The organism is Nonomuraea sp. MTCD27 (assembly GCF_041950495.1).
Taxonomy (GTDB): Bacteria; Actinomycetota; Actinomycetes; order Streptosporangiales; family Streptosporangiaceae; genus Nonomuraea.
Window position 1 is genome coordinate 118,846 of the sequence record NZ_JBGNUW010000029.1, and the last position, 20,795, is coordinate 139,640.

The window sequence follows — 20,795 nt, forward strand, 5'->3', positions numbered from 1 at the left end:
TCCTGCCCGAAGATCACTGACACGGGAGCAGAGGCACCCCTCAGGATCCAGCTGCGTCGAGAGTGATCTGGTCGGCGAGTTGGGCTTCCAGCCCGGCGATCCGATTGTCCAGAAACCGGCTGTTGTCACGGGCCGCCGTCAGCCGCTCCTGCAGGCGGTTCGTCTGTTGGGTAAGTTGGCGGACCTGCTGTTTGAGCGAGGTGTTGTCGGTGACGAGTCGCTGAACGCCGTCTTCCGGCAGGTCGTTCTCCAGATCACGGATCTTGCCGAGAAGCTCGCCGATGGAGGTGCGCTGCAGGGCGATCTCGCAGTGGGCGTGCTTGAGCGCAGCCTCGGCGTTGAGTGCCCGTTCCCGCCAGGACGCTTCGACATGGGCCGCCTGTTCGGCCTGGTCGAGCAGGCGGTTCTCGCCAGCGTCGGTGGCAGCTTGGGCAACGAGTGCCCGAGCATCCGTGTTCTGGTAGAGGAAGGTCCGGGAGACGTCGGCGCGGCGAGCGACAGCGGCGACGGTGACGCGGGCGCGTTCGCGCCGCATCTGCTTCAGCGACCCGCGTACTCGCTCCAGCATGGCCTCGCTGGTGCTGCGGCGGGCCTGGATCGCTGCCGCCGTCCGGCGCGCCGTCTCCGCGGTGGCCGTCATGCCTGTGGCTCCGTACTCGTCGGCTCGGGCGCGACGTCCTCGGTGAGGTCGGCAACGTCCGTGGCGCGGAAGTTCGTGCTCCAGATCCGGTGGAAGTAGTCCTGCGGCCGGCGCAGGTCCAGCGCCAGGGCCTGGTCCAGGAGTCCGAGACCGGCCAGAGCCTTCTCCAGGCCCGCGATGGCGCGGGCGGTCGGTTCGAAGACCTGGTGCAGGTAGTCAGCGGTGGCGTCGTCGGGTGCCCGTTCGGCGATCGAGCGCCACTGCTCCTGCTTGCGGCGCAAGTAGAGCAGGTCGGCGCCGGACAGGACGAATTTGTCGCAGTTCTCGCAGTCCAGCTTCCAGGGGCAGGCCCCGCCCTGGACCACGGGTTGGAAGGTGCAGAACCCGCCGTCGGCCGGAGTGCTGCGCCGGGACAGGTCCAGCGCCAGCGCCAGGGCCTGCTCGCGGGTGAGCGGAGTGGACTCGCCGGACAGCAGCTCACCGGGGTTGGCCGCGCCGGGCCCGGCGACCCAGACCGCGTGCACGACGTCCTCCAGATCGGAGGCCGCGATCTTGACGTAGTGCTCGGCCATGCGGTCGCTGACGTGGCCAAGGTAGCGCCGGATGTGGGCCAGGCTCGCGCCGGCACGCAGCAGATTGGTGGCCAGGGTGTGCCGTGCCTGGTGCGCGACGGCGGCACCGAGGTCGAGGCTGTCCACCCAGGCACGAAAGCTGGCCCAGAAGCAGGGGTAGGACAGGGACTTGTCCTCGTTGACGTTGCGCACGTCGCTGGGGAACAGGGCGATGATGGCCGGCCCGCCATCCGTGCCGCCGGGGTGAGGGCCAGATGAGCGAGCTCAACCGCAGGCGGGCGCTGGTGGGCCTGGGGGGTTCGCTGGCTGCCGGGCTCATGCCCGCCGGGGCCGCGCAGGCCACAGCCTACGACTCCACGATGGTCGTGGACGCCGGTCGCCTCCTGGGCACGTTCTTCAACCCCGGATGGTACGTCAACCACACCCATCCGAACTGGGCCCGCGTGGTCAAGATGGAGAAGTCGCCCGAGTTGAACTTCCCCTACCTCGACCAGGCGGCGTCCTATGCCAACCGGCTGCTGCTGAGCTTCACCTCCTCCACCAGCACGGAGAAGACGCCGCAGGAGTGGGAGACCTTCATGCGGGAAGCCCTGCTCGTCTACAAGACGCGCTATCCGCAGATCGACTGCGTGATGCCGTGGATCGAGCCCAACCTCGGGATCGTCGGCGGCCATCCGGACAAGACCGCGATGACCCCGGCGGAGTTCTATCCCTATTACGCCGCGGGCTATCGTGCCGTGACAGCGGCCGACGACGGTCTCAAACCCGCGATCCCGTTGACCTTCGGCGGCCCGACGACGTCCAATCTGCCGTCCGAGTGGCTGCTGGACTTCCTCAAGCGGCTGGATTTCCTGGCGGTGCAGCTCTACCACAAGAACCGCGACAATCCGCGCAGGCGCTCAGCCATCGCGTCACTCTCCGATCCCTACTGAGTAGGGCCGGACTGAGCCAGTCGGTGCCGCCCCACGTCACCGAGTACGGCGTCTACGGCGGCGCAAGCTGTACCGGCGGGTGGTCCCCAGGCGCGCGTGGCTGAGGGATCTCGGCGATGATGCCCCCGGCGCGGGGGCAGTTGGGGCGCGATACGTGGCCGATCCGGGGGCGCGATCTCGGCCCGGACCAAACAGCACCGTCCTGCTGGGTCGAGCACGAGATGGCCTTCGTCATGGACGTCTGTGACCGCGTGCTCGTCGTGAACCTCGGCGGAGTGATCGCGCCCCGGGCACCTGTGGCCGGATCCGCGACACTCCCGCGATCCACGCCATTCATCACCCGGGCTGATTCTTGAGCTTGCGCCACCCGCCGGCTCGGTTGTCGGCGATGATCTGCCGGAACATGGCAAGGAGGGCGGGAGCGTTGATGGTTTCTCCTTCGCGGAAAGCCACCGTACGGGCGGTCTTGTTGTGGTGGCCGGCCGTGATGATGCCTTCGGGGTCGGGGACGATGCCGCCGTCGTACAGGAACACGTTGACGTGGTCCTTGGCGGCGAGCAGCGCGCACACGTTGCCCTTGAGCACGAAGTAGGGCTGGACGGTTCGCTTGATGGTCTCGGTGACCTCGGGGTCAGCGGCGTGGATCAGGTCGCGTACCTGCCGGCAGATGTCCTGCTGCCAGTCGGGCAGGGCCGCGATGTAGTCGTCCACGCGTGGATCTGTCTCATAAGGTCGTACGTCGTTCACAGCCAGGCACCCACGATCGCTGAGGTGGCGAGAATTTTGATCAGCCAGTCGCCGGCGTGCAGCGCTGCGGTGACGGCGGGCGTCTTCTCCCACATCATGGATCCGGTGAGCAGCACTGCCGGGAATCCGACCCAGAGCACCAGGCCGAGGACCACCACCGACCTCACGCCGGTGAGGCCGGCGTACCGGGCCAAGCCCGCGATCACCGAGGCGACGACGAGGCTGCGCGCCAGCTCCAGGAGGATCTTCAGCGGCGGCGGCCGATCGCCCCGATCCGGGGCGCGCTCACCCAGCAGTCTTTTCTCGGTCGGTGTGAGCAGGGCGTAGTAGGCCGAACTCAGCACGAACACCACGATCGACGCGGCGACGACGGAGATCACGCTACCCATGTTCCAACCTCCAGGTAAACTAAACCGTACCGTGTTCACGAGACGAAAACTAAACCGGGTAGTGTTCTCTGTCAAGGAGGTAGTTCGTTGACCGCTTCGACACGGGCCGAGGCCCGTTCGGCGCGCAAGCGCCAGGAGATCCTGACCGCCGCGCGGACGGTGTTCACCGCCCACGGCTACGTCGGCACGAGCATGGACGCGGTGGCCGCCGCGGCAGGCGCCTCGAAGCGGACGGTCTACCAGTACTTCGCCGACAAGGAGGAGCTGTTCGCCGGCGTCGTACTGGACACCGTCGATCGCGGCTACGAGCACTTCAAGCCCGCGATCCGCGCGCTCGCGGAGACCGACGACCTCGAGACCGCCTTGCGTGACCACGCTCGGATGACGCTCGCCGGGTTGATGAACCGGGAGATCCTGCAGATGCGCCGCCTCGTCGTCGCCGAGGCCGAGCGTTTCCCGGCCATCGGCCGCGAGTACTTCGAGCGGAGTTGGGTCCGCACCCTGAAACTCCTGGCGGAGACCTTCGCGAAGCTCACCGAGCGCGGCCTGCTGAACACCCCCGACCCCGAGCGCGCCGCCTACATGTTCACCTGGCTGATCGTCTCGATCCCCACCAACCGGGTCGCCTTCCTGGGCGACGCGGCCGTCGGCTCCCCCGAGGAACTGACCGGCCTGGCCGACGAGGGCACCCGCGTCTTTCTCGCCGCCTTCGCCCGCCGGTAGCTCGGGGAGCGGCTCCCCCGGCCTGCGCACGACCTACCGGCAAGGGCGAACGGTGGAGGGAGCTCTTGGCCGTATCAGGCGCGGCCGGCGGTTTCGTGGGCTGGTGGCTTCACAACGGGATGGGGCGGTAGCTGAGGGCAGCCTCGACGATCTCCTCGGGGGTGGCGTTCCTCAGCTCTTCCGGCGGCCAGTAGATAAGGTCGCTGATGTGCGGATGCAGCACATTGGCTTCGAGCAGCGCCAGGTAGTGATCGGCCTCCGGATCGGCCTCCATGATTCGACGAACGAGCTCGGCCAGCTCCGCCCGAGTGATGTCCGGTACCCTCGGCGGCACAGGGCGCGCGGCGTTCGTGGCGATCTCCTCCAGATCCTGCGATTCCCAGTACGAGGCGAAGTCCTCCGGCTCGTACCTGTGGCCAGTCTGCTCGTTGAACGTGGTCACGGCCTGGCGTGCCTCCGGCATCATGCCTTCCTCCAGCAGCTCGGCGATCCGGTCGATCTGGGCACCGAGCTGCTCCACGCGCTCCCTCGGCACGGACGGGGGCAGCAGTTCCGGTCGTAGTTCCATGCCCGGCATTGTGCAGCCGGTGCCTTCGTTGCGGAAAGTTTCGGGAGAGGGTCTCGGCCGAGAAGATCTCCGCGCTGGTCGGGGTTTGCCCCAGCCGCAGGTACGCCAGGCCGCGCTGGAGGAGATCCACGGCAGTGTCCTGCACCAGGGCACCGCGACTGAGGTGAAGAGCCGGCTGGCGGACACTGCCACCGAAGCCCCCTGACCCAGAAGTACGCATGGCGGCCCTGCCTGCCGTCGTCGAACCGGTCGTGTTCGGCTCTTCGGCCCCGGCCTGCGGATGTCACGGCGTTCCCGCGGCGCTCTCCAGGAGGTTCTTGAGTACGTCGAGGTTCTGGGCGACGGCTCGTCGGATGCTGGCGGTCGCGAGGCCGGAGAAGGCGCGGAGCAGTCCGCGACCGGCCAGTTCGATCTCGTTGGTCAGCCTGGTGGTCGTTCCGTTGGACTCGAGTGTGTAAGTGGAGGTGCCTTCCAGGTCGCCGAAGCCGCCGGTGACGGCCAGCAGCCGGTCGTGTTCGTACCGGGAGATCTCAAGGGTCTCCTGCATGGGCCTGGGCAGCGTGCGCGTCTGCAGGTAGACGGTTCCCTGGGCGGGCGGGCCGGGCGAGACCTTCCGGGTCTCGGCGATGGCGTAGTTCCAGCGGGGAAGGTTCTCCAGGTCCGCCAGATACCTGAACACCTCGCCGGCCGGACGGTTGATCACTAGGTCATTGTGGAACCGCATGGTGGTGCGTCCTCTTCTCCGGGGAAGCGGGCCCGGCTCCATGAGCGCGCCTTTGCCCTTACCCGGTGATCAACTGGCGGGCCGACCAGTCTAGAGTGCTTCGCCGTGCTGCACGCCGGTCTGGAAGGCGAACACACGATCCGCCCAGCATGCTCGGATCGAAGCCCAGCCCCTGCGGCTTCCGGCCCCTCCGCCGAGTGACATGCCGGCCACCTGCCGGGGCAGGAACGACATCCCGGCAGTGCAAGCGCGGTGGGAGGACCGATGAAGGACGCGGGCGCGGAGTGCGAACGGGTGGCGCGGCAGGCTCTCGGCCTGACCGACCTGCGGCCGGGTCAGCTGGCCGCGATGACCGCGCTGGCCCAGGGCCGGGACGTACTGGTGGTGATGCCGACCGGCGGCGGCAAGTCGGCGATCTACCAGGTGCCCGCGCTGCTGCTGCCAGGCCCCACCGTGGTGGTCTCGCCGCTGATCGCCCTGCAGCGCGACCAGGTCGAAGCGCTGCGCGAGCGCGACGAGGAGGCGGTGAGCCTGGACGCCGGCACCTCGGCCGGCGAGCGGAGCACCACCTTCGAATCGCTGCGGACCGGCGAGACGGAATTCCTGTTCTGCGCGCCGGAGCAGCTGGCCCGGCCCGACGTCGTGCGGGACCTGGCCGCCGCCGCGCCTTCCCTCCTGGTGGTGGACGAGGCCCATCTGATCTCCTCGTGGGGGCACGACTTCCGCCCCGACTACCTGCGGCTCGGGCCGGTGGCCGAGGCGCTGGGCCGCCCGCCGATCGCGGCCCTGACCGCCACCGCGGCTCCCCCGGTGCGTGGAGAGATCGCCGAACGGCTGGGCCTGCGCGACCCCGTGGAGATCGTCCAGGGCTTCGACCGGCCCAACATCTCGCTCGCGGTACGCCGGATGCTGGACGATCCCGCCCACGAGATCGTCGCCGCGGTGGGCGAGGAAGCGGGACCGGGCATCGTGTATACGGCGGTACGCAGGCAGACGGGCCGCCTGAGCGAGCTGCTCACGGACGCGGGCGTGCGGGCGGCGGCCTACCATGCCGGGTTGCGCCGCTCTGAGCGCGACGACGTCCACGGCAGGTTCATGGCCGGCGACCTGGACGTCGTGGTCGCCACCAGCGCGTTCGGCATGGGCATCGACAAGCCGGACGTGCGGTTCGTCTTCCACGCCGAGGTGCCCGGGTCGCCGGACGCCTACTACCAGGAGATCGGCAGGGCCGGCCGGGACGGCGAGCCGGCCAGGGCGGTGCTGTTCTACCGTCCTGAGGACCTGGGCCTGCAGCGCTATTTCACCGCCGCCGTACCGGATCCGGAGACCTTGACCGCGGTGGCGCAGGCGGTCGCCCAGGCCGGTGCGGGCGTCGACCGCAGGACGCTGCGCGCGCGTACCGGATTGTCGCCCCGCCGCCTGACGCTGCTGCTCGACCTGCTGGAGAGAACCGGTGCGGTACGGCTGGGCACGCGCCGGATCGACCCGGTGCCCGATGCGCCCGACCCGGAGACCGCCGCGGATCTTGCCCGGCGGCTGGCCGAGCGCCGTCGTGACGTCGAACGTACCCGGCTGGAGATGATGCGCCACTACGCCGAGACCGATGACTGCCGGCGCCGCTTCCTGCTCGGTTACTTCGGCGAGCAGCTCGCCGAGCCCTGCGGAAACTGCGACCGCTGCCTGGCGGGCACCGCCGACCGGCAGCAGGAGGAGACCGGGCCGTTCCCCCCGCACGCCCGCGTGGAGCATCGCACCTGGGGGCCGGGCGAGGTCATCCAGCGCGGCGAGGACCGGCTGACGGTCCTGTTCGACACGGCCGGCTACCGCGAACTGCAACTCGACGCGGTACTCGAACAACAACTCCTCACCGAGACCCCGGCCTCCCCCTGACGGCGTCGACGGCCCCGGCTTCCTGCCCCGGGCGGCGGTGCCGCAGTGCGAGTTCCGTCGGGTTCGGTGCTGGTCCAGGAGTATGTGTCGCCCGGTCGGCGGGGAAGGCGTGCACCCCGCTGATCCATCGAGCCAGATCGCTACGCCGGTCCACGTCCTGCCCGCTCGTCCCCTCCGGAGAACCCGGCTCGCGCCTCGCCTCCTGATCGTCACGGTCCCGAGTCACCTCTGCGTCCCTTCAGCCGGTGATCAAACCATCGATCCTCCTGATCGCGGCCCCGCACCAGGAAGCCGAGAGGCTGGTCGGCGAGGGAGTGCGGAGTTCCGGCGTTCACCGATCCGACCGGGCGGCTCCTGGTGGGTGAGTGGCGGGAGTGCGGCGATACGCGGAAGGAACTTTGACGAAAGCCATCGCGCCGCCCCTACCAGCGATCCCCTACCCGGGTTCCTCAGAGTCGGCCGGCACGTCGTTGACCGGGCTGCGGGCGCTCTGCCCGGTCAGGACCCGTACGGCCTCTTCCGCGGCGATGCGCCGCACTGTGGTGATGGCCTGCTCGGAGTAGTAGGCGGCGTGGGGGGTGACGATCACGTTGGGCAGCGTGAAGAGGGGGTTGCGCGGAGACCAGTCGCGCTGTTTCGCGGGCTCCTCCTCCAGGTCGTCCAGTGCCGCGCCGGCGATCCATCCCTCGGTGAGCGCCTGGTGGAGCGCCGCATCCTCCACGATCGGGCCGCGCGCGGTGTTGATGAGGACAGCGGTCGGCTTCATCCTGCGCAGCGTCGTACGGTCGAAGGTGTGGTGTGTCTCGGGCGTGAGCGGCGCCTGGACCACGAGGTAGTCGGCGCCCTCCACGAGCTGGTCGAAGGATGCCGGCAGCACGTGGCGCGATCGGAGCTCGGACTCGTCGAGGAACGGATCGTGCGCCCAGACCTCGACGCCGAACGCTCTGGCGCGTTCGGCGATGAGCTGGGCGATGGCACCGAAGCCCAGCAGCCCGAACACCCGTCCCCGCAGCCGCCAGATCGGCTCCCCGCTCTGCCACTGCCAGACGCCCTGCCGGGTCGCCCGGTCGTAGGCGCAGATCTTGCGGGCGGCGGCCAGCCAGAGCGCGACGGCGTGGTCGGCGACCTCCTCGGCGCACCACTCGTTCGGCGCGTTCGTGACCTGGATGCCCCGCCGGGTCGCGGCGTCGACGTCGACGATGTCCACGCCCGTGCCGTAGCGGGCGATCACCCGGCACCGGGTGAACGCGTCGATGGCGCGGGCACCGACCCGGGCGTACTGGGTCAGGACGCCGTCGGCGTCCCGGCCCTTTTCGATCACCTCGTCCTCGCTCTTGCACTGTGCGGCGAGGAGCTCGAATCCGGCGCCCTCGACGATCTCGCGTTCGATGTCCACGTCGCCGAAGTCGGAGTCGGCGATCATGATGGTGCCTCTGGCGTCAATGCGAGTCACGGGGAATCCCCTTGGTGTGTACGAGATCCTGGTAGGACACGGCGAGTTCCAGGCAGCCTCCGGTGTCCAGCTGCCCGACCGTGGCGCGGTAGATCTCCTGCCACGGTGTCTGGTTGTCGAGGGCCGGCGGTGTGTAGGCCGCCCACCGCGCGGCGATCTCGTCATCCGTCAGCAGGACGTCGACCCGCGCGTTGTCGATGTCGATCCGGATGCGGTCGCCGGTGCGCAGGATGGCGAGGTTGCCGCCCGCCGCGGCCTCGGGGCTGGCGTTGAGGATGGACGGGGCGTCCGAGGTGCCGCTCTGCCGGCCGTCGCCGAGCGTGGGCAAGGTGGTGACGCCCAGGCGGAGCAGCGCGGCGGGCACCTCCATGTTCACGACCTCGGCCGATCCCGGGTAGCCGATCGGGCCGGTGTAGCGGATGACGAGGATGCAGCCTTCGTCGATGCCCAGTTCGGGGTCGTTGATGCGGGCGTGGTAGTCCTCGGGCCCGTCGAAGACGATGGCGCGGTAGTCGGCCACCGCGCGGAGGTCGTCGGTGAGGACCGAGGTCTTCATGACCGCGGAGTCGAACAGGTTGCCCGTCATGATGAGCAGTCCGCCGCGCGCGGCGAGCGGCTCGTCGTAGGGACGGATGACCGTCGGGTCGGCGGGCGGGGCGTCGGCCAGGTTCTCGGCCACGGTACGGCCGGAGACGGTCACGGCGTCGCCGTGCAGGCGCCCTGCCGTCAGCAATGTCCGCATGAGGGCGGGGACGCCGCCGGCGCGGTAGAAGTCCTCGCCGAGGAACTCGCCGGCGGGCGCGACGTCCGCCAGCACCGGGATGTCGGCTCCGACCCGCTGCCAGTCGTGGATGGTCAGCGGCACCCCGACGTGCCGCGCGATGGCGTTGATGTGGATGGGCACGTTGGTGGAGGCGGCGATGGCCGAGGCGACCACGATCGCGTTCTCGAAGGCCGGCAAGGTCATGATCTTGCGTGGGGTGAGGTCCTCGCGTACGAGGTCCACCGCCCGGCGGCCGGTGTCGTAGGCCATCTGCGCTCGCCGGCGGTAGGGGGCCGGGATCGCCGCGCAGCAGGGCAGCGACATGCCCAGGGCCTCGGCCAGGCTGTTCATCGACAGGGCGGTGCCCATCGTGTTGCAGTGACCGATGCTGGGCGCGGAGGCGGCCACGCGCGCCATGAACTCGGCGTAGTCGATCTCCCCGGTGGCCAGCAGCCGCTTGGACTGCCAGATCACCAGCCCCGAGCCCGAAGAGGCCATCCGCCGGCCCTGGTGATAGCCGTTGACCATCGGCCCGCCGGACAGGACGATCGCCGGGATGTTCACCGTCGCCGCCGCCGCCAGACACGCGGGCGTGGTCTTGTCGCAGCCTGTCGTCAGGACGACCCCGTCGAGCGGATATCCGTAGAGCACCTCGACCAGCCCGAGGTAGGCGAGGTTGCGATCCAGTGCGGCGGTCGGGCGTTTACCGGTCTCCTGCAGCGGATGGACGGGGAACTCGAGCGGGATGCCACCACTGTCGCGGATCCCGTCCCTGACCCGGTCGGCGAGGGCGAGGTGGTGGCGGTTGCAGGGAACGAGGTCGCTGCCCGTCTGGGCGATGCCGATGATCGGCCGGCCGGACTGGAGCTCGGCCGGGGTCAGCCCGAAGTTGAGAAAACGTTCGAGATACAGGGCTGTCATCTCCGGATTGCCCGCGTTGTCCCACCAGGCCTGGCTGCGCAGGCGGCCTGCGGCATGTTCCGTCGGCGGCATCAGCTCCTCCTTTCTGCGGTCGGCCCGTCCGATCCGGCCGGGTATTCGGCAAGTGGCACCAGGCCCCTGGACCAGGCCGACATGACCGGCGCGAGCACCCGCCAGGCCTCTTCGGCCTCGTCGCCGCGGATGGACAGGGCCGCGTCCCCGTGCAGCACGTCCAGTAGCAGGCGGCCGTAGGCGGGCAGGTCGGGAGGCGCCAGCTGCGCGCCGAGCGTGAGCGGGGCGAGGGTGTGGGTGCCGGAGCCGATGCCGGTCAGCGCCAGGGTCATGCTCTCCGGCTCCAGGCCGAAGCGCAGCACGTTGGGCGCGGCCTCCTCGCCGAGGCCGGCGGGCAGGTGCGGCACGGGCCGGAACCGTACTGCGACCTCCTTGCGGTCGTGGCCGAGCGCCTTGCCGGTGCGCAGCCGGAAGGTCGTGCCGGACCAGCGCCAGCTTGCGAGCGCCAGCTCCACCTCGGCGAAGGTCTCGGTGCCTCGCCCCGGGTCCACGCCCTCCTCCTCGGCGTAGGCGGGAACGTCACGATCCGCGATGCGGCCGGCCAGATAGCGGGCGCGGCGGGTGTGGCGTACGACATCGTCGTCCGTGAGGGGGCGTACCGAGCGCAGCACGTCGATCTTCCGATCGCGCAGGTCACGCTCGCTGAGGCTGAGCGGTGGCTCCATGGCCACCAGGCACAGCACCTGGAGCAGGTGGTTCTGCACCATGTCCTTGAGCGCGCCCGCGCCGTCGTAGTAGCCCGCCCTGCCTTCCAGCGCGAGCGACTCGTCCCAGACGATCTCCACCTCGGCGATGTGCGCGCTGTTCCAGATGGGCTCCAGCACCCGATTGGCCAGGCGGCTGCCGAGCACGTTCTGGACGGTCGTCATGGCCAGGAAGTGGTCGACGCGGAACACCGCCTGCTCGGGCACGACCCCCACCAGCAGCCGGTTCAGCTCCACCGCGCTGTCGAGGTCTTCGCCGAACGGCTTCTCCAGCACGATCCGGCTGCCCGGCGGCAGGTTCGCGGCGCCGAGGGCGGCGACCGCGCCGGGGAAGATCGCCGGTGGGAGGGCGAGGTAGACGGCGACGGGCCCGTCACCGGCGACGAGCGAGGCGATGTCAGCGGCGTCGGTGGCGTCCGCCTGCCGGTATCGGGCGGAGTCGGCGATCGCCTTCCTGGCCTCGCCGGGCTCCGTCGCGGCGTGCCGGTCGAGCTGGGCGGACGCCCAGCGGCGGAACTCCTCGTCGGTCCGGTTCTGCCGGTCGGCGCAGATGGGCTCGAACCGGTCAGGGAGGTGCCCGGCCGCGCGCAGGGCGGCCAGGGCCGGCAGCAGATAGCGGGCGTTGAGGTCGCCGGTGGCGCCGAGGACGACGAGCCGGTTGATCATGCTGTCATACCTGCTTTCGCTCGTGCGAGGTTGACGCCGCTGGCGATGATCCCGATGTGGCTGAACGCCTGCGGGAAGTTGCCCATGAACGCCCCCGTGGCCGGGTCGATCTGCTCGGGCAGCAGCCCGACGGGGTTGGCGCGGGCGCACAGCGACGCGTACAGCTCCTCGGCCCGGTCCAGGTGACCCTGCAGGATCAGGTTGTCGACCAACCAGAAGCTGCACAGCACGAAGGCACCCTCGTCGCCGGGCAGGCCGTCGGGTGAGTGATCGTGCAGGTAGCGGTAGAGCAGGCCGTCACCGGCCGACAGGCGTTCGGCGATGGCCGCGGTGGTGGCCGCCATCCGCGGATGGTCGGCCGGTACGACCTTGCGCAGCGGCAGTGCGAGCAGGCTGGCGTCCAGGCCGCCGCCGCCGTCGAGGTGCTCGCTCAGGCACTGTGCCTTCTCGTCCCAGGACTGGTCCAGGATGAGCCGGCGGAGCTTCTCGGCGGTGGCGCGCCAGGTCGCGATCGGCCCGGACACGCCGAACCGCTCGCCGATGGCCGCGGCCCGGTCCAGGGCCACCTGACACATCCCGGTCGAGTAGGTGAAGACCCGGCCTTCGCTGCGTACCTCCCAGATGCCCTGATCCGGCTGCCGCCACGTATCAGCGGCGGCCTCGGCCAGCTCCCCCAGACCGGACCACAGCGCCGGCTGCAGCTCGCGGCCGGGGCGCAGCCACTGGTCGGCGCAGTCCAGCACCTCGCCGTAGACGTCGTGCTGGCGCTGGTCGGCGGCGCCGTTGCCCCAGCGCACCGGGGCCGAGCGCCGGTAGCCCTCCAGCTCGGCGTCGTGGATCTCCTCCGGTACGGGCTCGCCGCCGAGGGTGTACATGATGCGGGGGTGGCGAGTGTGCTCGAAGGCGTCCAGGACCCAGCCGAGGAAGGCATCGGCCTCCTCGTCGAAGCCGACGCGGCGCAACGCGAACACGGCGTAGCCGGCGTCGCGGATCCAGGTGTAGCGGTAGTCCCAGTTGCGCACCCCGCCGATCGGCGCGGGCAACGAGGACGTGGGCGCCGCGACCAGCGAGCCGTTGCCCCAGTCGTCGCACAGCTTCAGCGTGATCACCGAGCGCCGGACCAGCGCTTCCTGCGGGCCGCGGTAGCTGCACTTGCGCATCCAGCGCCGCCAGGCCTCGGCGGTCTGCCGCAGCATCGCCTCGGGGTCGAAGCGGTGATGGCGGTGGATGCGGCCCCAGGACAGCACCAGATCGAGGCGGTCGCCCTCCTGAAGGTCGTGCGCGGTGCGCGGGCCGGTGAGCGGACGGTTGGATCGCAGATGCAGCCGCAGGTCGGGCCGCCGGGAGACGCGCATCTCCAGACCGCCGTAAAGGGCCCGGGCCTGCCCGCCGCCGCGCGGCTCCAGCTCCGCCCGCAGCCGCACGGTCCCGGCCTGGACGACCGCGGACCGGACCAGCTCGGCCCGGCCGCCGCCCGCGTCGTCGCTGAGGTCCGCGTCGGCACGCAGGGCCAGCGCGTCAGTGATCCGGACCAGGCCGGTCGGGCCGCGCAACTCGGTCACCAGCACCGCGGTGTCCGGCTCGTAGAACTGCCGGGCCTCGCGCAGGTCGTCCACGGTCAACGTGAAGTGGCCGCCGCGCTCGTGATCCAGCAGGCCGCACAGCAGCGGGTCGCTGTCGAAGCGGGGCAGGCACAGCCACGGGATCGAACCGTCGAGGCCGACCAGCGCCGCCGTCGTGCCGTCGCCGATGAGGCCCAGGTCCTCCAGCGCCAGATAGCCCTCCTGGCGGCGCACCGGGCGAAAGGGTGGATCGAGATCGAGCATGCCTGGCCTTCTCCTCCGTGCCGACGTGCACCATCGGAGAAGGGGGGGTGCTCCTGGCAGGCGGACGTCGCCGCTTTCCCATACTGGACGATGATCAGCTTCCGTCACGAGAAGGTGATCAGCACTTTCACCATGTCCTCGAGCTTCCTGTCCGAGACCTCGAAGGCGCGCTCCATCTCCTCGAAGCGGAAGGTGTGGGTGGTCATGTGCGTGGGATCGAGCCGCTTGCTCTGCAGAACGCGCAGCAGCCGTTCCATGCGCAGCCTGCCACCCGGGCACAGGCCGGTCGCGATCGTCTTGTCGGCCATCCCGACGCCCCACTCGATACGGGGAATGCGCACGAACTCGCCTTCTCCGTAATAGCCGATGTTGGACACCGTCCCACCCGGTTTAGTGATCTTTATGGCGGTCTGGAAGGTGACGTCCGCGCCGAGGGCTTCGATGGCGGTGTCCACGCCCTGCCCCCGGGTCAGGTCAAGGATGCGTTCGACGACGTCCTCGGTGGTGAAATCGACGATCTCGTCGGCGCCGTAGTCGCGAGCGAGCTTCTGCCGGCTGGGCACCGATTCGACCCCGATGACCAGGCCGGCGCCGCGCAGCTTGGCGCCCGCGGTGGCCATGAGGCCCACCGGGCCCTGGGCGAGCACGGCCACCGTCCCGCCGATGGGGATGTTGCCGTTCTCCGCGCCCATGAACCCGGTCGACAGCATGTCGGCGCAGTAGACCGCCATCTCGTCGGGCACGCCGTCGGGGATCCTCGCCAGATTCGCGTCGGCCTCGTTCACGTGGAAATACTCGGCAAAGACCCCGTCCTTGGAGTTGGCGAACTTGAACCCTCCGAGCGGTCCGCCGGACTGCGACGGATGACCGTTCTGGGAGGCAAGATCGCCCCAGTCGGGGGTGATGGCGCCCACCAGCACCCGGTCGCCCGGCCGGAAGGCCGTCACCTCGCCGCCCACCTCGTGCACCACGCCGACGCCCTCGTGGCCGAGCGTCAGGTTCTCCCGCGGCCCGATACCGCCCTTGACGGTGTGGGAGTCGGAGGTGCAGATGAGGGCGGCGGTCGTCCGTACGACGGCATCCAGCGGACCTGGCCGTGGGACGGGCTTGTCCACCAAGCCGACCCGTCCGATTTCCTTCATCACGAACGCCTGCATCGTGCCCCCGAATGTTCCCCCATGTCCAGCGTCGCCGAGTACGCCGCAAACATGCCCAGCTCTACCCCGCCGGTCTCGGCCTTTAACTTCGGCCTCTTCCCTGCGGGCTGTCGGCGGACCCCGCACGCGGCGAGGGCCATGTCACAGCACCAGTCCCACCCCCGCGCGGTCGCGCGGGCCGCAACGGCCGCCATCCGCTGGTATCGAGCTTCGGCCAGGGGCGGGGTCATCGGGTGACAGCCGGGCCGGCACGTCGATATTGACACCATTTGCCCCTTAATGGGGTTATTGGCTGGTCCAGCACGGGCAAGCCAACAAGGGCGAGGGAGCGGGCAACCGCTCCTCGCCGACCACGGAGTCCGCCGAGCTCGAGGAGTTGCCGTGCTCACGCTGACCGCCGACGCGGTTGCGGCGATACGCGATCTGACCACCCAACCGGAAACCCCGCCGGACACCGGGCTGCGCATCGCAGCCTCCTCCACCAACGGCTCCGGCAGATCTCTCGAGCTGTCGGTCTCGGGTGGCCCGCACCCGAACGATCAGATACTCGAGGCAGAGGGCGTACGGGTGTACCTCGAACCGACCGCCGCTACCTTCCTGGACGACAAGACCCTCGACGCGGAGATCGATGACGACCGGCCATCCTTCCGGATCATCCCCCAGACCTGAAGCACGGCTCTTCGGCTCTTCGGTGGAGTTCGATCGACGTCCCTTCCGCCGATCCCCACGGCACCTCCGTCCTCGGGCCGGCCCGCCGGCTGCCCGGCCGGCGTCCGGACAGGACGACCTGGCAGCGGCCGGACGTCGCCACCGGCAACGCGACGCCGCATCCAGCGCCTACTCCCCCAGCCCCGAGGACGCGCCGGTCACCGAGGACCGGCCGACGCACGGCTGGCCGCCCTCTCCGAAGCGGACACCTTCGAGCGCGACCGTCCGCAGGCCCCGGTCGTACGGCTCCGCCCCCGCTCCATCTTCAGGCGCGAGCGGGACACGTGCCGGACGCCCCAGGGCTTCGTTCGCAGGCCGGGCATGCCGGGGACGCCGGTGAGGCGTACCGGCCGGCGGCACGCCGCCGCTGTCGTCCCATACCAGCGGACAAAGCACGATCCGCGAGTTCCTGACCGGCGTGGACGGCGGCCTTGATCGGTGACTCCGCCGCGCATGGCCGGCCACGAACGGCGCGACTGGACCTGTCCCCTCGGGGTAGGCGCTCGGTGACACCCCTCAGGCGGCCTCATGGACAGCCCTCGTACCGCCGCCGGTAGAAGCCCCGTCCAGTTGGCGGCATTCGTCACCGGCGCCGTGTTCGTCTTCGCCGGCCTCCTCGGGTTCGTCCCCGGCATCACGACCCACTACGACGAGATGGCCTTCGCGGGCCACCAGTCCGGCGCGCTGCTGCTCAACGTGTTCCAGGTATCGATCCTGCACAACCTCGTCCACCTGCTGTTCGGGGTCGCAGGCATCCTGCTGTCCAGAACCTGGTCCGGCGCCCGCGGCTTCCTCATCGGCGGCGGCCTCGTCTACCTGCTGCTGTGGATCTACGGCCTGCTGATCGGACACAACAGCCCGGCGAACTTCGTCCCGCTCAACACGGCCGACAACTGGTTGCACCTCATCCTGGCCGTCGGGATGATCGCCCTCGGCCTTCTCCTGTCCCGCCGACGTGCCTCCGCGGCGCGGTGAGTGCAGCCAGGACGCGCGGTTTCGTACCCTGAGCCGGGGCTGCCGCAGGCTCGCATCCCGAGCCCGGGCGCCACGCCGGAGACGGCTGATCAGCTCGCGGATGTAGTCCTTGTTCGGCTCGAAGGCGGCGCCGTCATCCGCCAGGCCATGGGCAAGAACCCCCTGACGACCCGAAAGGGACTCGAGCTGTCCGGCGCCGGGCTGGGCGGGTTCGTCGGTGTGACCTCGGCTCGCGCGGAGGACCACGGCATGCACGAAAACCCGCCTGCCTCGGGGCCTGCACGCGACCAGAGAGGGCTCCGCATGGACGAATCAGGATTCGACAGCCGGGACATTCGGACTTCAGGGGATGAAACTCCGGGCCATGGCCGGTGCACCCCTCCGATGACCTGTTTCGAGATCGTCGTCCTGCCCTGAAGACGGCGCTTGGTGCTGCTTGAGCGGGGTAGCGAACGGCCATGGCAGACGACGTCATCAGCCTCATCAAGGCCGACCACCGCAAGGTGGAGGAGCTCTTCGCCAAGCTGACCGGCGGCAAGGGCGATCGGCGGGCCATCGTAGCTGCCCTGCACGCCCTGCTCACCGCCCACGCCCGCGCCGAGGAAGACGTGATCTACCCCCGTCTCGACGCCCACCACGGCCTGGAGGAGCACAAGGAGGCCGAGGTGCTGCTGGACGCGCTGAAACGGGCCCAGCCGGGCAGCGCGGAGTTCACCAATGCCCACGCCCTGCTGGCTCTTTCGGTGAGCCACCACGTACAGGAGGAGGAGAGCGCCCTTCTGCCCCTGCTCGCCCGCATGACAGACGAACGGGAGCTGCGCGACCTGGGCAAGACGTTCCAGCAACGCCGCCAGCAGGAGCTGCGCGCGCTCACCGCCCCCAGCAAGGCCCGCGCGACCTCCGCCGAAGGCGAACCCACCAAGACGGAGCTGTACGAGCGGGCGCGCAAGGCCGACATTCCCGGGCGATCACGCATGAGCAAGAAGGAGCTCGAGAAAGCCCTGGCAAAGGCCGCGGCACCGCCGGACGAGAGCCTGGGATCAGCTCCCCCACCACGCGAGCCCGTCACCGCGACGCTCTTCGTCCTTGTAGGCCAGGTCGGCCGCGTACGCCAGGCAGCGGGCGTGGGCCAGGCTGTAGCTGGTGGCGGCGTGGTCGAAGGTGATGTCGGGCATGGTTCCTCCGATCGGTTCGGCGGTGATCAACGAGTGAAGTACCGTCCGGTGAGGGGCGCGTGGGTAGCCCGGCCAGCGGCATGTCCATGGCGGAGGGGCACCGGCGATGGCCGACCCCTTGCGAGCTGCGGACATCCGAATGAGTGACGATCAGTTACAGAGGGTAGCGAAGTGATGGGCGTGCTGGACCCATCACAGAGGTGGCCCGTCACCGTCGTCCACCTTCCGGCACGCCGCCCGACCCCAACCCGAGGGAGCCCACGTGCAGCTTCACCTCATCGGAACCGGATCGATCCTCAGCAAGCAGATGAGCGCCTCAGCCCTCATCGACGACACGATTCTGATCGACGCCCCCAACGGGGCCATGAAGGCCATGCATCGCCACGGCCTCGACCCGACCGGCATCGACATCTGCCTCATCACCCACTACCACGCCGACCACTTCTTCGACATCGTCTTCCTGTTCCTCGAACAAGGCCTGCTGCGCAAGCGCGACAGCGAACTCGTCCTCATCGGGCCGACCGGCTTCGCCCAGCGCGTGGAGCAGCTGTTCGAGCTGGCCTATCCCGGCAGCTGGCCGCACATGAAGGAAAGCACCCGGCCGCGCTTCGTCGAGTTCGGCGAGGAAGGCGGCGACTGGTCCGGCTACGGCTACACCATCCGCGCCCTGCACACGCAGCACACCGTGCCCTCCCAGGGCTATCTGATCACCGACGAGGACGGCACCCGGCTCGGCTACACCGGCGACACCGTGCACTGCCCCGCGGTGGACGAACTAGCCGGCCACAGCTCCGCCCTGGTCCTGGACACCAGCTTCCACCAGAGCAAAGCCGGCCACATGGGGCTGGAAGACGTCGAAGCCCTCGCCGACCGCCACCCCGACCTGCCCCTCCTGGCCACCCACCGCGACGACGACGTCACCTCCTCCACCCGGCCGAACATCCACTTCCCCGCGGACGGGGACACCTTCCAGCTCACCGCGACGAATCTGATCCCCTCCAGGCAGGAGGAACTCGACACGGCCACGACCGTCTGACGGGGAAGAGCATTCGAGGATCGTCCGCCCTGATCAGCGAGCGATTCTGTGAGGCAGCGCCGAGAGATCGTCAGCGGGGGCGCCGGCGTGCTGTCGGGAGGGGCATCGACTCGCGTACCGCCCTCCAGCAGCGGCGCGCGTGCTCCAGGTCCGAGGCTGTGGTGCCGCCGAGCTTGGCGGTCTGGTGCTCGGCGCGGGCGTACGGCGTCAGCTCGGTCGCCCTGCTCCGGGATCCCGAGTGGGTGCCGCTCCTGCCGGCGGAGGTCGGCCTGTCCTGGCAGCCGGAAATGCCCCGGCCGGTGGTGCGGTCGGGGCATTCGCGGGGAGGGTCAGGCCGCGCAGGTGGTGTTCGGGGACGGCACCTTGCCGTCCAGCACGTACGACTCCACCGTGCTCATCACGCACCCATTTCCGCTCAGGTAGGCGCCATGCCCCTCGCCTTCGTAGGTGACCAGGACGCCCGTCTTGAGCTGCTGCGTCAACGTGGTGGCCCACTTGTAGGGCGTGGCGGGGTCCCCCTTGCCGCCGACCACTACGATAGGCGCCGAGCCCGTGGCGTCGATGCGCTTGGCCGCGTTGTCGCCCCTGACCGGCCAGTGGGCGCAGAACACGGCCGTGCCCTCCGTCGCCAGGATCGGGAAGACCTTCCTGACCTTCTCGTTGATCGCGACGGCCTCGGCGGCGCTGGGCCGTTCAGCGGTGTCGGCGCAGTTGATGGCGGTCAGGCTGGTCAGCATCGTCGAGTACGTCCCGTCCGCTTTCCGGCCCATGTAGGCGTCGGCCATGGCGAGCAGCGCGGTGCCGTCCCCCTTGACGGCCGCCGCGGCGGCCTTCTCCAGCGCCGGCCAGGTGGCCTTGGCGTACAGCGGGGCGATGACGCCGTGCTGGCCCAGCACGTACGTGAGCTCGCGGTCCCCCACCTTGAGCGGCTTGTCCTTCAGCCCGTCGAGCACCTGCTCGACGGTTCGCTCCACGGTGGCCGGGGCAGCGCCGAGGTCGCACTTCTGCGCCACGCAGTCCTTGGCGAACGCCTCGAAGGCCTGGTCGAAGCCGGTCGCCTGGGTGACCGCCCGCTCCTCCAAGGAGACCGTCGGGTCGAGAGCGGCGTCGAGGACGAAGCGGCCGACGTTCTTGGGGAAGTGGGTGGCGTAGACGGCGCCGAGGTGGGTGCCGTAGGACAGTCCGAAGTAGTTGAGCTTCTCGTCCCCGACGGCCGCCCTGACAAGGTCGAGATCCTTCGCGGCCTGCACAGTGCCCACGTACGGCAGGATCTTGCCGGAGTCCTGCGCGCACGCCGCGGCGAACTCCTTGGCCGACCGGTCGCCGTTCTCGGCGTCGTTCATGGCCTTGAGCAGCTTCTCGACCTGGCCGCCACACTTGACGCCGGCGCTGCGCTCGACCCCGCGAGGGTCGAAGCTGACCAGGTCGTAGTTACGGCCCAGGGTGCGGAAGGCGGCGGCGGCCATGGCCATCGTGTCCACCCCCGACGCGCCAGGGCCGCCGAAGTTGAAGACGAGCGAGCCGCGGCGCTCGCCGGTGGCCTTCATCCGGATCAGGGCGAGGTCGATCTGCTCGCCGCCGGGGTCGGCATGGTCGAGCGGGACCTTGACGGTGCCGCATTCCACGCCGGGGGCGGGGGTGGCGGGCCTGCCGTCGAGGCCGATCAGGTCCTTGCACGCGGTCCACGCGATCGTGCCCGCGGGCTTCGACGGTGTCGACTCTTTGGGGGCCGACTCATTATGGGCCGGCTTGCTGGTAACACCGCAGCCGACGAGGACCGCCGCGCCGAGGAGGAATGTCACGATGCGCTGCTTCATATTAACAAGCATGGTTTCTACGGCATATGGCCCTGTAGTGGCAGCTAACACCACTTACGGGTGACTTTGGAGAATCGCCAGACATGACGAATGTCAGTTGCTCCGGGACCTGCAGGTCATCCACATCCCGACGAAGCCGAATTGCGTGATCGTTACAAGACGCCCGCCGCCACCGAACAAAGCACGCCGATCCCACCGCGCGCTCCTTCACCCGAGTTTCGCAGTTAGTGGGCAGACGAGAGCGCTGAATTGGGTGTTTGACCTGGGACAACGGGCGTGGGAGAGCCTGCGAGTCGTGTGTCCACGCCTGTGTGCTGGGTTCTTGCTGGTCGGAGGC

At 69.6% G+C, this 20,795-nt stretch carries 19 protein-coding genes; 7 read left to right on the top strand and 12 right to left on the bottom strand.

Translation table 11 applies throughout. The annotated features are described in order from the left end of the window. Positions 1-40: 40 nt before the first annotated feature. A complete protein-coding gene (locus ACBJ59_RS53875; protein WP_375117757.1) occupies positions 41-640 on the bottom strand; it encodes a DUF6262 family protein in 600 nt (199 codons plus the stop codon). Beyond that, positions 637-1,428 carry a tyrosine-type recombinase/integrase gene (locus ACBJ59_RS53880; protein WP_375117782.1) on the bottom strand — a complete coding sequence of 264 codons (792 nt, stop codon included), beginning with the start codon at positions 1,426-1,428 and terminating at the stop codon, positions 637-639. Before ACBJ59_RS53880 ends, ACBJ59_RS53875 begins: the two co-directional genes overlap by 4 nt. A 38-nt stretch (positions 1,429-1,466) precedes the next feature. On the opposite strand from ACBJ59_RS53880, the gene ACBJ59_RS53885 reads away from it, so the two are divergent. Continuing rightward, the gene (locus ACBJ59_RS53885; protein ID WP_375117758.1) at positions 1,467-2,144 is read left to right on the top strand and encodes a hypothetical protein; all 678 of its coding nucleotides are present in this window, start codon (positions 1,467-1,469) and stop codon (positions 2,142-2,144) included. Positions 2,145-2,480: 336 nt separating this feature from the next. On the opposite strand, the gene ACBJ59_RS53890 is transcribed toward ACBJ59_RS53885, so the two are convergent. After that, entirely contained in the window at positions 2,481-2,855 is a 375-nt protein-coding gene (locus tag ACBJ59_RS53890; RefSeq protein ID WP_375117759.1) for a DUF1801 domain-containing protein, read from the bottom strand. A 32-nt stretch (positions 2,856-2,887) separates the two neighbouring features. After that, positions 2,888-3,271: a DUF1761 domain-containing protein gene (locus tag ACBJ59_RS53895; RefSeq protein WP_375117760.1), complete on the bottom strand. Its 384-nt coding sequence runs from the start codon at positions 3,269-3,271 to the stop codon at positions 2,888-2,890. A 96-nt stretch (positions 3,272-3,367) separates the two neighbouring features. Between ACBJ59_RS53895 and ACBJ59_RS53900 the strand changes: the two genes are divergently transcribed. After that, entirely contained in the window at positions 3,368-4,003 is a 636-nt protein-coding gene (locus tag ACBJ59_RS53900; protein ID WP_375117761.1) for a TetR/AcrR family transcriptional regulator, read from the top strand. 109 nt (positions 4,004-4,112) lie between these two features. On the opposite strand, the gene ACBJ59_RS53905 is transcribed toward ACBJ59_RS53900, so the two are convergent. Together ACBJ59_RS53905 and ACBJ59_RS53910 are read right to left on the bottom strand one after the other, a co-directional pair. Next, on the bottom strand, positions 4,113-4,571 hold the full coding sequence (locus ACBJ59_RS53905) for a bacteriocin immunity protein (RefSeq protein WP_375117762.1): 459 nt from the start codon (positions 4,569-4,571) through the stop codon (positions 4,113-4,115). A gap of 283 nt (positions 4,572-4,854) precedes the next feature. After that, positions 4,855-5,274 (bottom strand): SRPBCC family protein, encoded by a 420-nt coding sequence (locus ACBJ59_RS53910; protein ID WP_375117763.1) that lies wholly within the window; start codon positions 5,272-5,274, stop codon positions 4,855-4,857. A 285-nt stretch (positions 5,275-5,559) separates the two neighbouring features. Between ACBJ59_RS53910 and ACBJ59_RS53915 the strand changes: the two genes are divergently transcribed. After that, positions 5,560-7,185, top strand: a complete 1,626-nt coding sequence (locus ACBJ59_RS53915) for a RecQ family ATP-dependent DNA helicase (RefSeq protein ID WP_375117764.1) — start codon at positions 5,560-5,562, stop codon at positions 7,183-7,185. Between the two features lie 436 nt (positions 7,186-7,621). On the opposite strand, the gene ACBJ59_RS53920 is transcribed toward ACBJ59_RS53915, so the two are convergent. The 5 genes from ACBJ59_RS53920 to ACBJ59_RS53940 form a co-directional block, all read right to left on the bottom strand. Further along, positions 7,622-8,638 (bottom strand): C-terminal binding protein, encoded by a 1,017-nt coding sequence (locus ACBJ59_RS53920; RefSeq protein ID WP_375117765.1) that lies wholly within the window; start codon positions 8,636-8,638, stop codon positions 7,622-7,624. Next, a complete protein-coding gene (locus ACBJ59_RS53925; protein ID WP_375117766.1) occupies positions 8,625-10,394 on the bottom strand; it encodes an IlvD/Edd family dehydratase in 1,770 nt (589 codons plus the stop codon). Before ACBJ59_RS53925 ends, ACBJ59_RS53920 begins: the two co-directional genes overlap by 14 nt. After that, positions 10,394-11,764 carry a glucose-6-phosphate dehydrogenase gene (locus ACBJ59_RS53930; protein ID WP_375117767.1) on the bottom strand — a complete coding sequence of 457 codons (1,371 nt, stop codon included), beginning with the start codon at positions 11,762-11,764 and terminating at the stop codon, positions 10,394-10,396. The genes ACBJ59_RS53925 and ACBJ59_RS53930 overlap by 1 nt, the downstream gene beginning before the upstream one ends. Beyond that, positions 11,761-13,590, bottom strand: a complete 1,830-nt coding sequence (locus ACBJ59_RS53935) for a glycoside hydrolase family 15 protein (RefSeq protein ID WP_375117768.1) — start codon at positions 13,588-13,590, stop codon at positions 11,761-11,763. The genes ACBJ59_RS53930 and ACBJ59_RS53935 overlap by 4 nt, the downstream gene beginning before the upstream one ends. Positions 13,591-13,694: 104 nt before the next feature. Further along, positions 13,695-14,732 carry an NAD(P)-dependent alcohol dehydrogenase gene (locus ACBJ59_RS53940; protein ID WP_375117769.1) on the bottom strand — a complete coding sequence of 346 codons (1,038 nt, stop codon included), beginning with the start codon at positions 14,730-14,732 and terminating at the stop codon, positions 13,695-13,697. A gap of 396 nt (positions 14,733-15,128) precedes the next feature. On the opposite strand from ACBJ59_RS53940, the gene ACBJ59_RS53945 reads away from it, so the two are divergent. From ACBJ59_RS53945 to ACBJ59_RS53960, 4 genes are all read left to right on the top strand, one after another. Beyond that, entirely contained in the window at positions 15,129-15,416 is a 288-nt protein-coding gene (locus ACBJ59_RS53945) for a HesB/IscA family protein (RefSeq protein WP_375117770.1), read from the top strand. Between the two features lie 567 nt (positions 15,417-15,983). Beyond that, on the top strand, positions 15,984-16,430 hold the full coding sequence (locus ACBJ59_RS53950; RefSeq protein ID WP_375117771.1) for a DUF4383 domain-containing protein: 447 nt from the start codon (positions 15,984-15,986) through the stop codon (positions 16,428-16,430). Positions 16,431-16,888: 458 nt separating this feature from the next. Further along, the gene (locus ACBJ59_RS53955) at positions 16,889-17,752 is read left to right on the top strand and encodes a hemerythrin domain-containing protein (RefSeq protein WP_375117772.1); all 864 of its coding nucleotides are present in this window, start codon (positions 16,889-16,891) and stop codon (positions 17,750-17,752) included. 115 nt (positions 17,753-17,867) lie between these two features. Next, positions 17,868-18,641: an MBL fold metallo-hydrolase gene (locus ACBJ59_RS53960; RefSeq protein ID WP_375117773.1), complete on the top strand. Its 774-nt coding sequence runs from the start codon at positions 17,868-17,870 to the stop codon at positions 18,639-18,641. Between the two features lie 329 nt (positions 18,642-18,970). On the opposite strand, the gene ACBJ59_RS53965 is transcribed toward ACBJ59_RS53960, so the two are convergent. Further along, positions 18,971-20,458 carry an alpha/beta hydrolase gene (locus ACBJ59_RS53965; protein WP_375117774.1) on the bottom strand — a complete coding sequence of 496 codons (1,488 nt, stop codon included), beginning with the start codon at positions 20,456-20,458 and terminating at the stop codon, positions 18,971-18,973. Positions 20,459-20,795 lie beyond the last annotated feature (337 nt).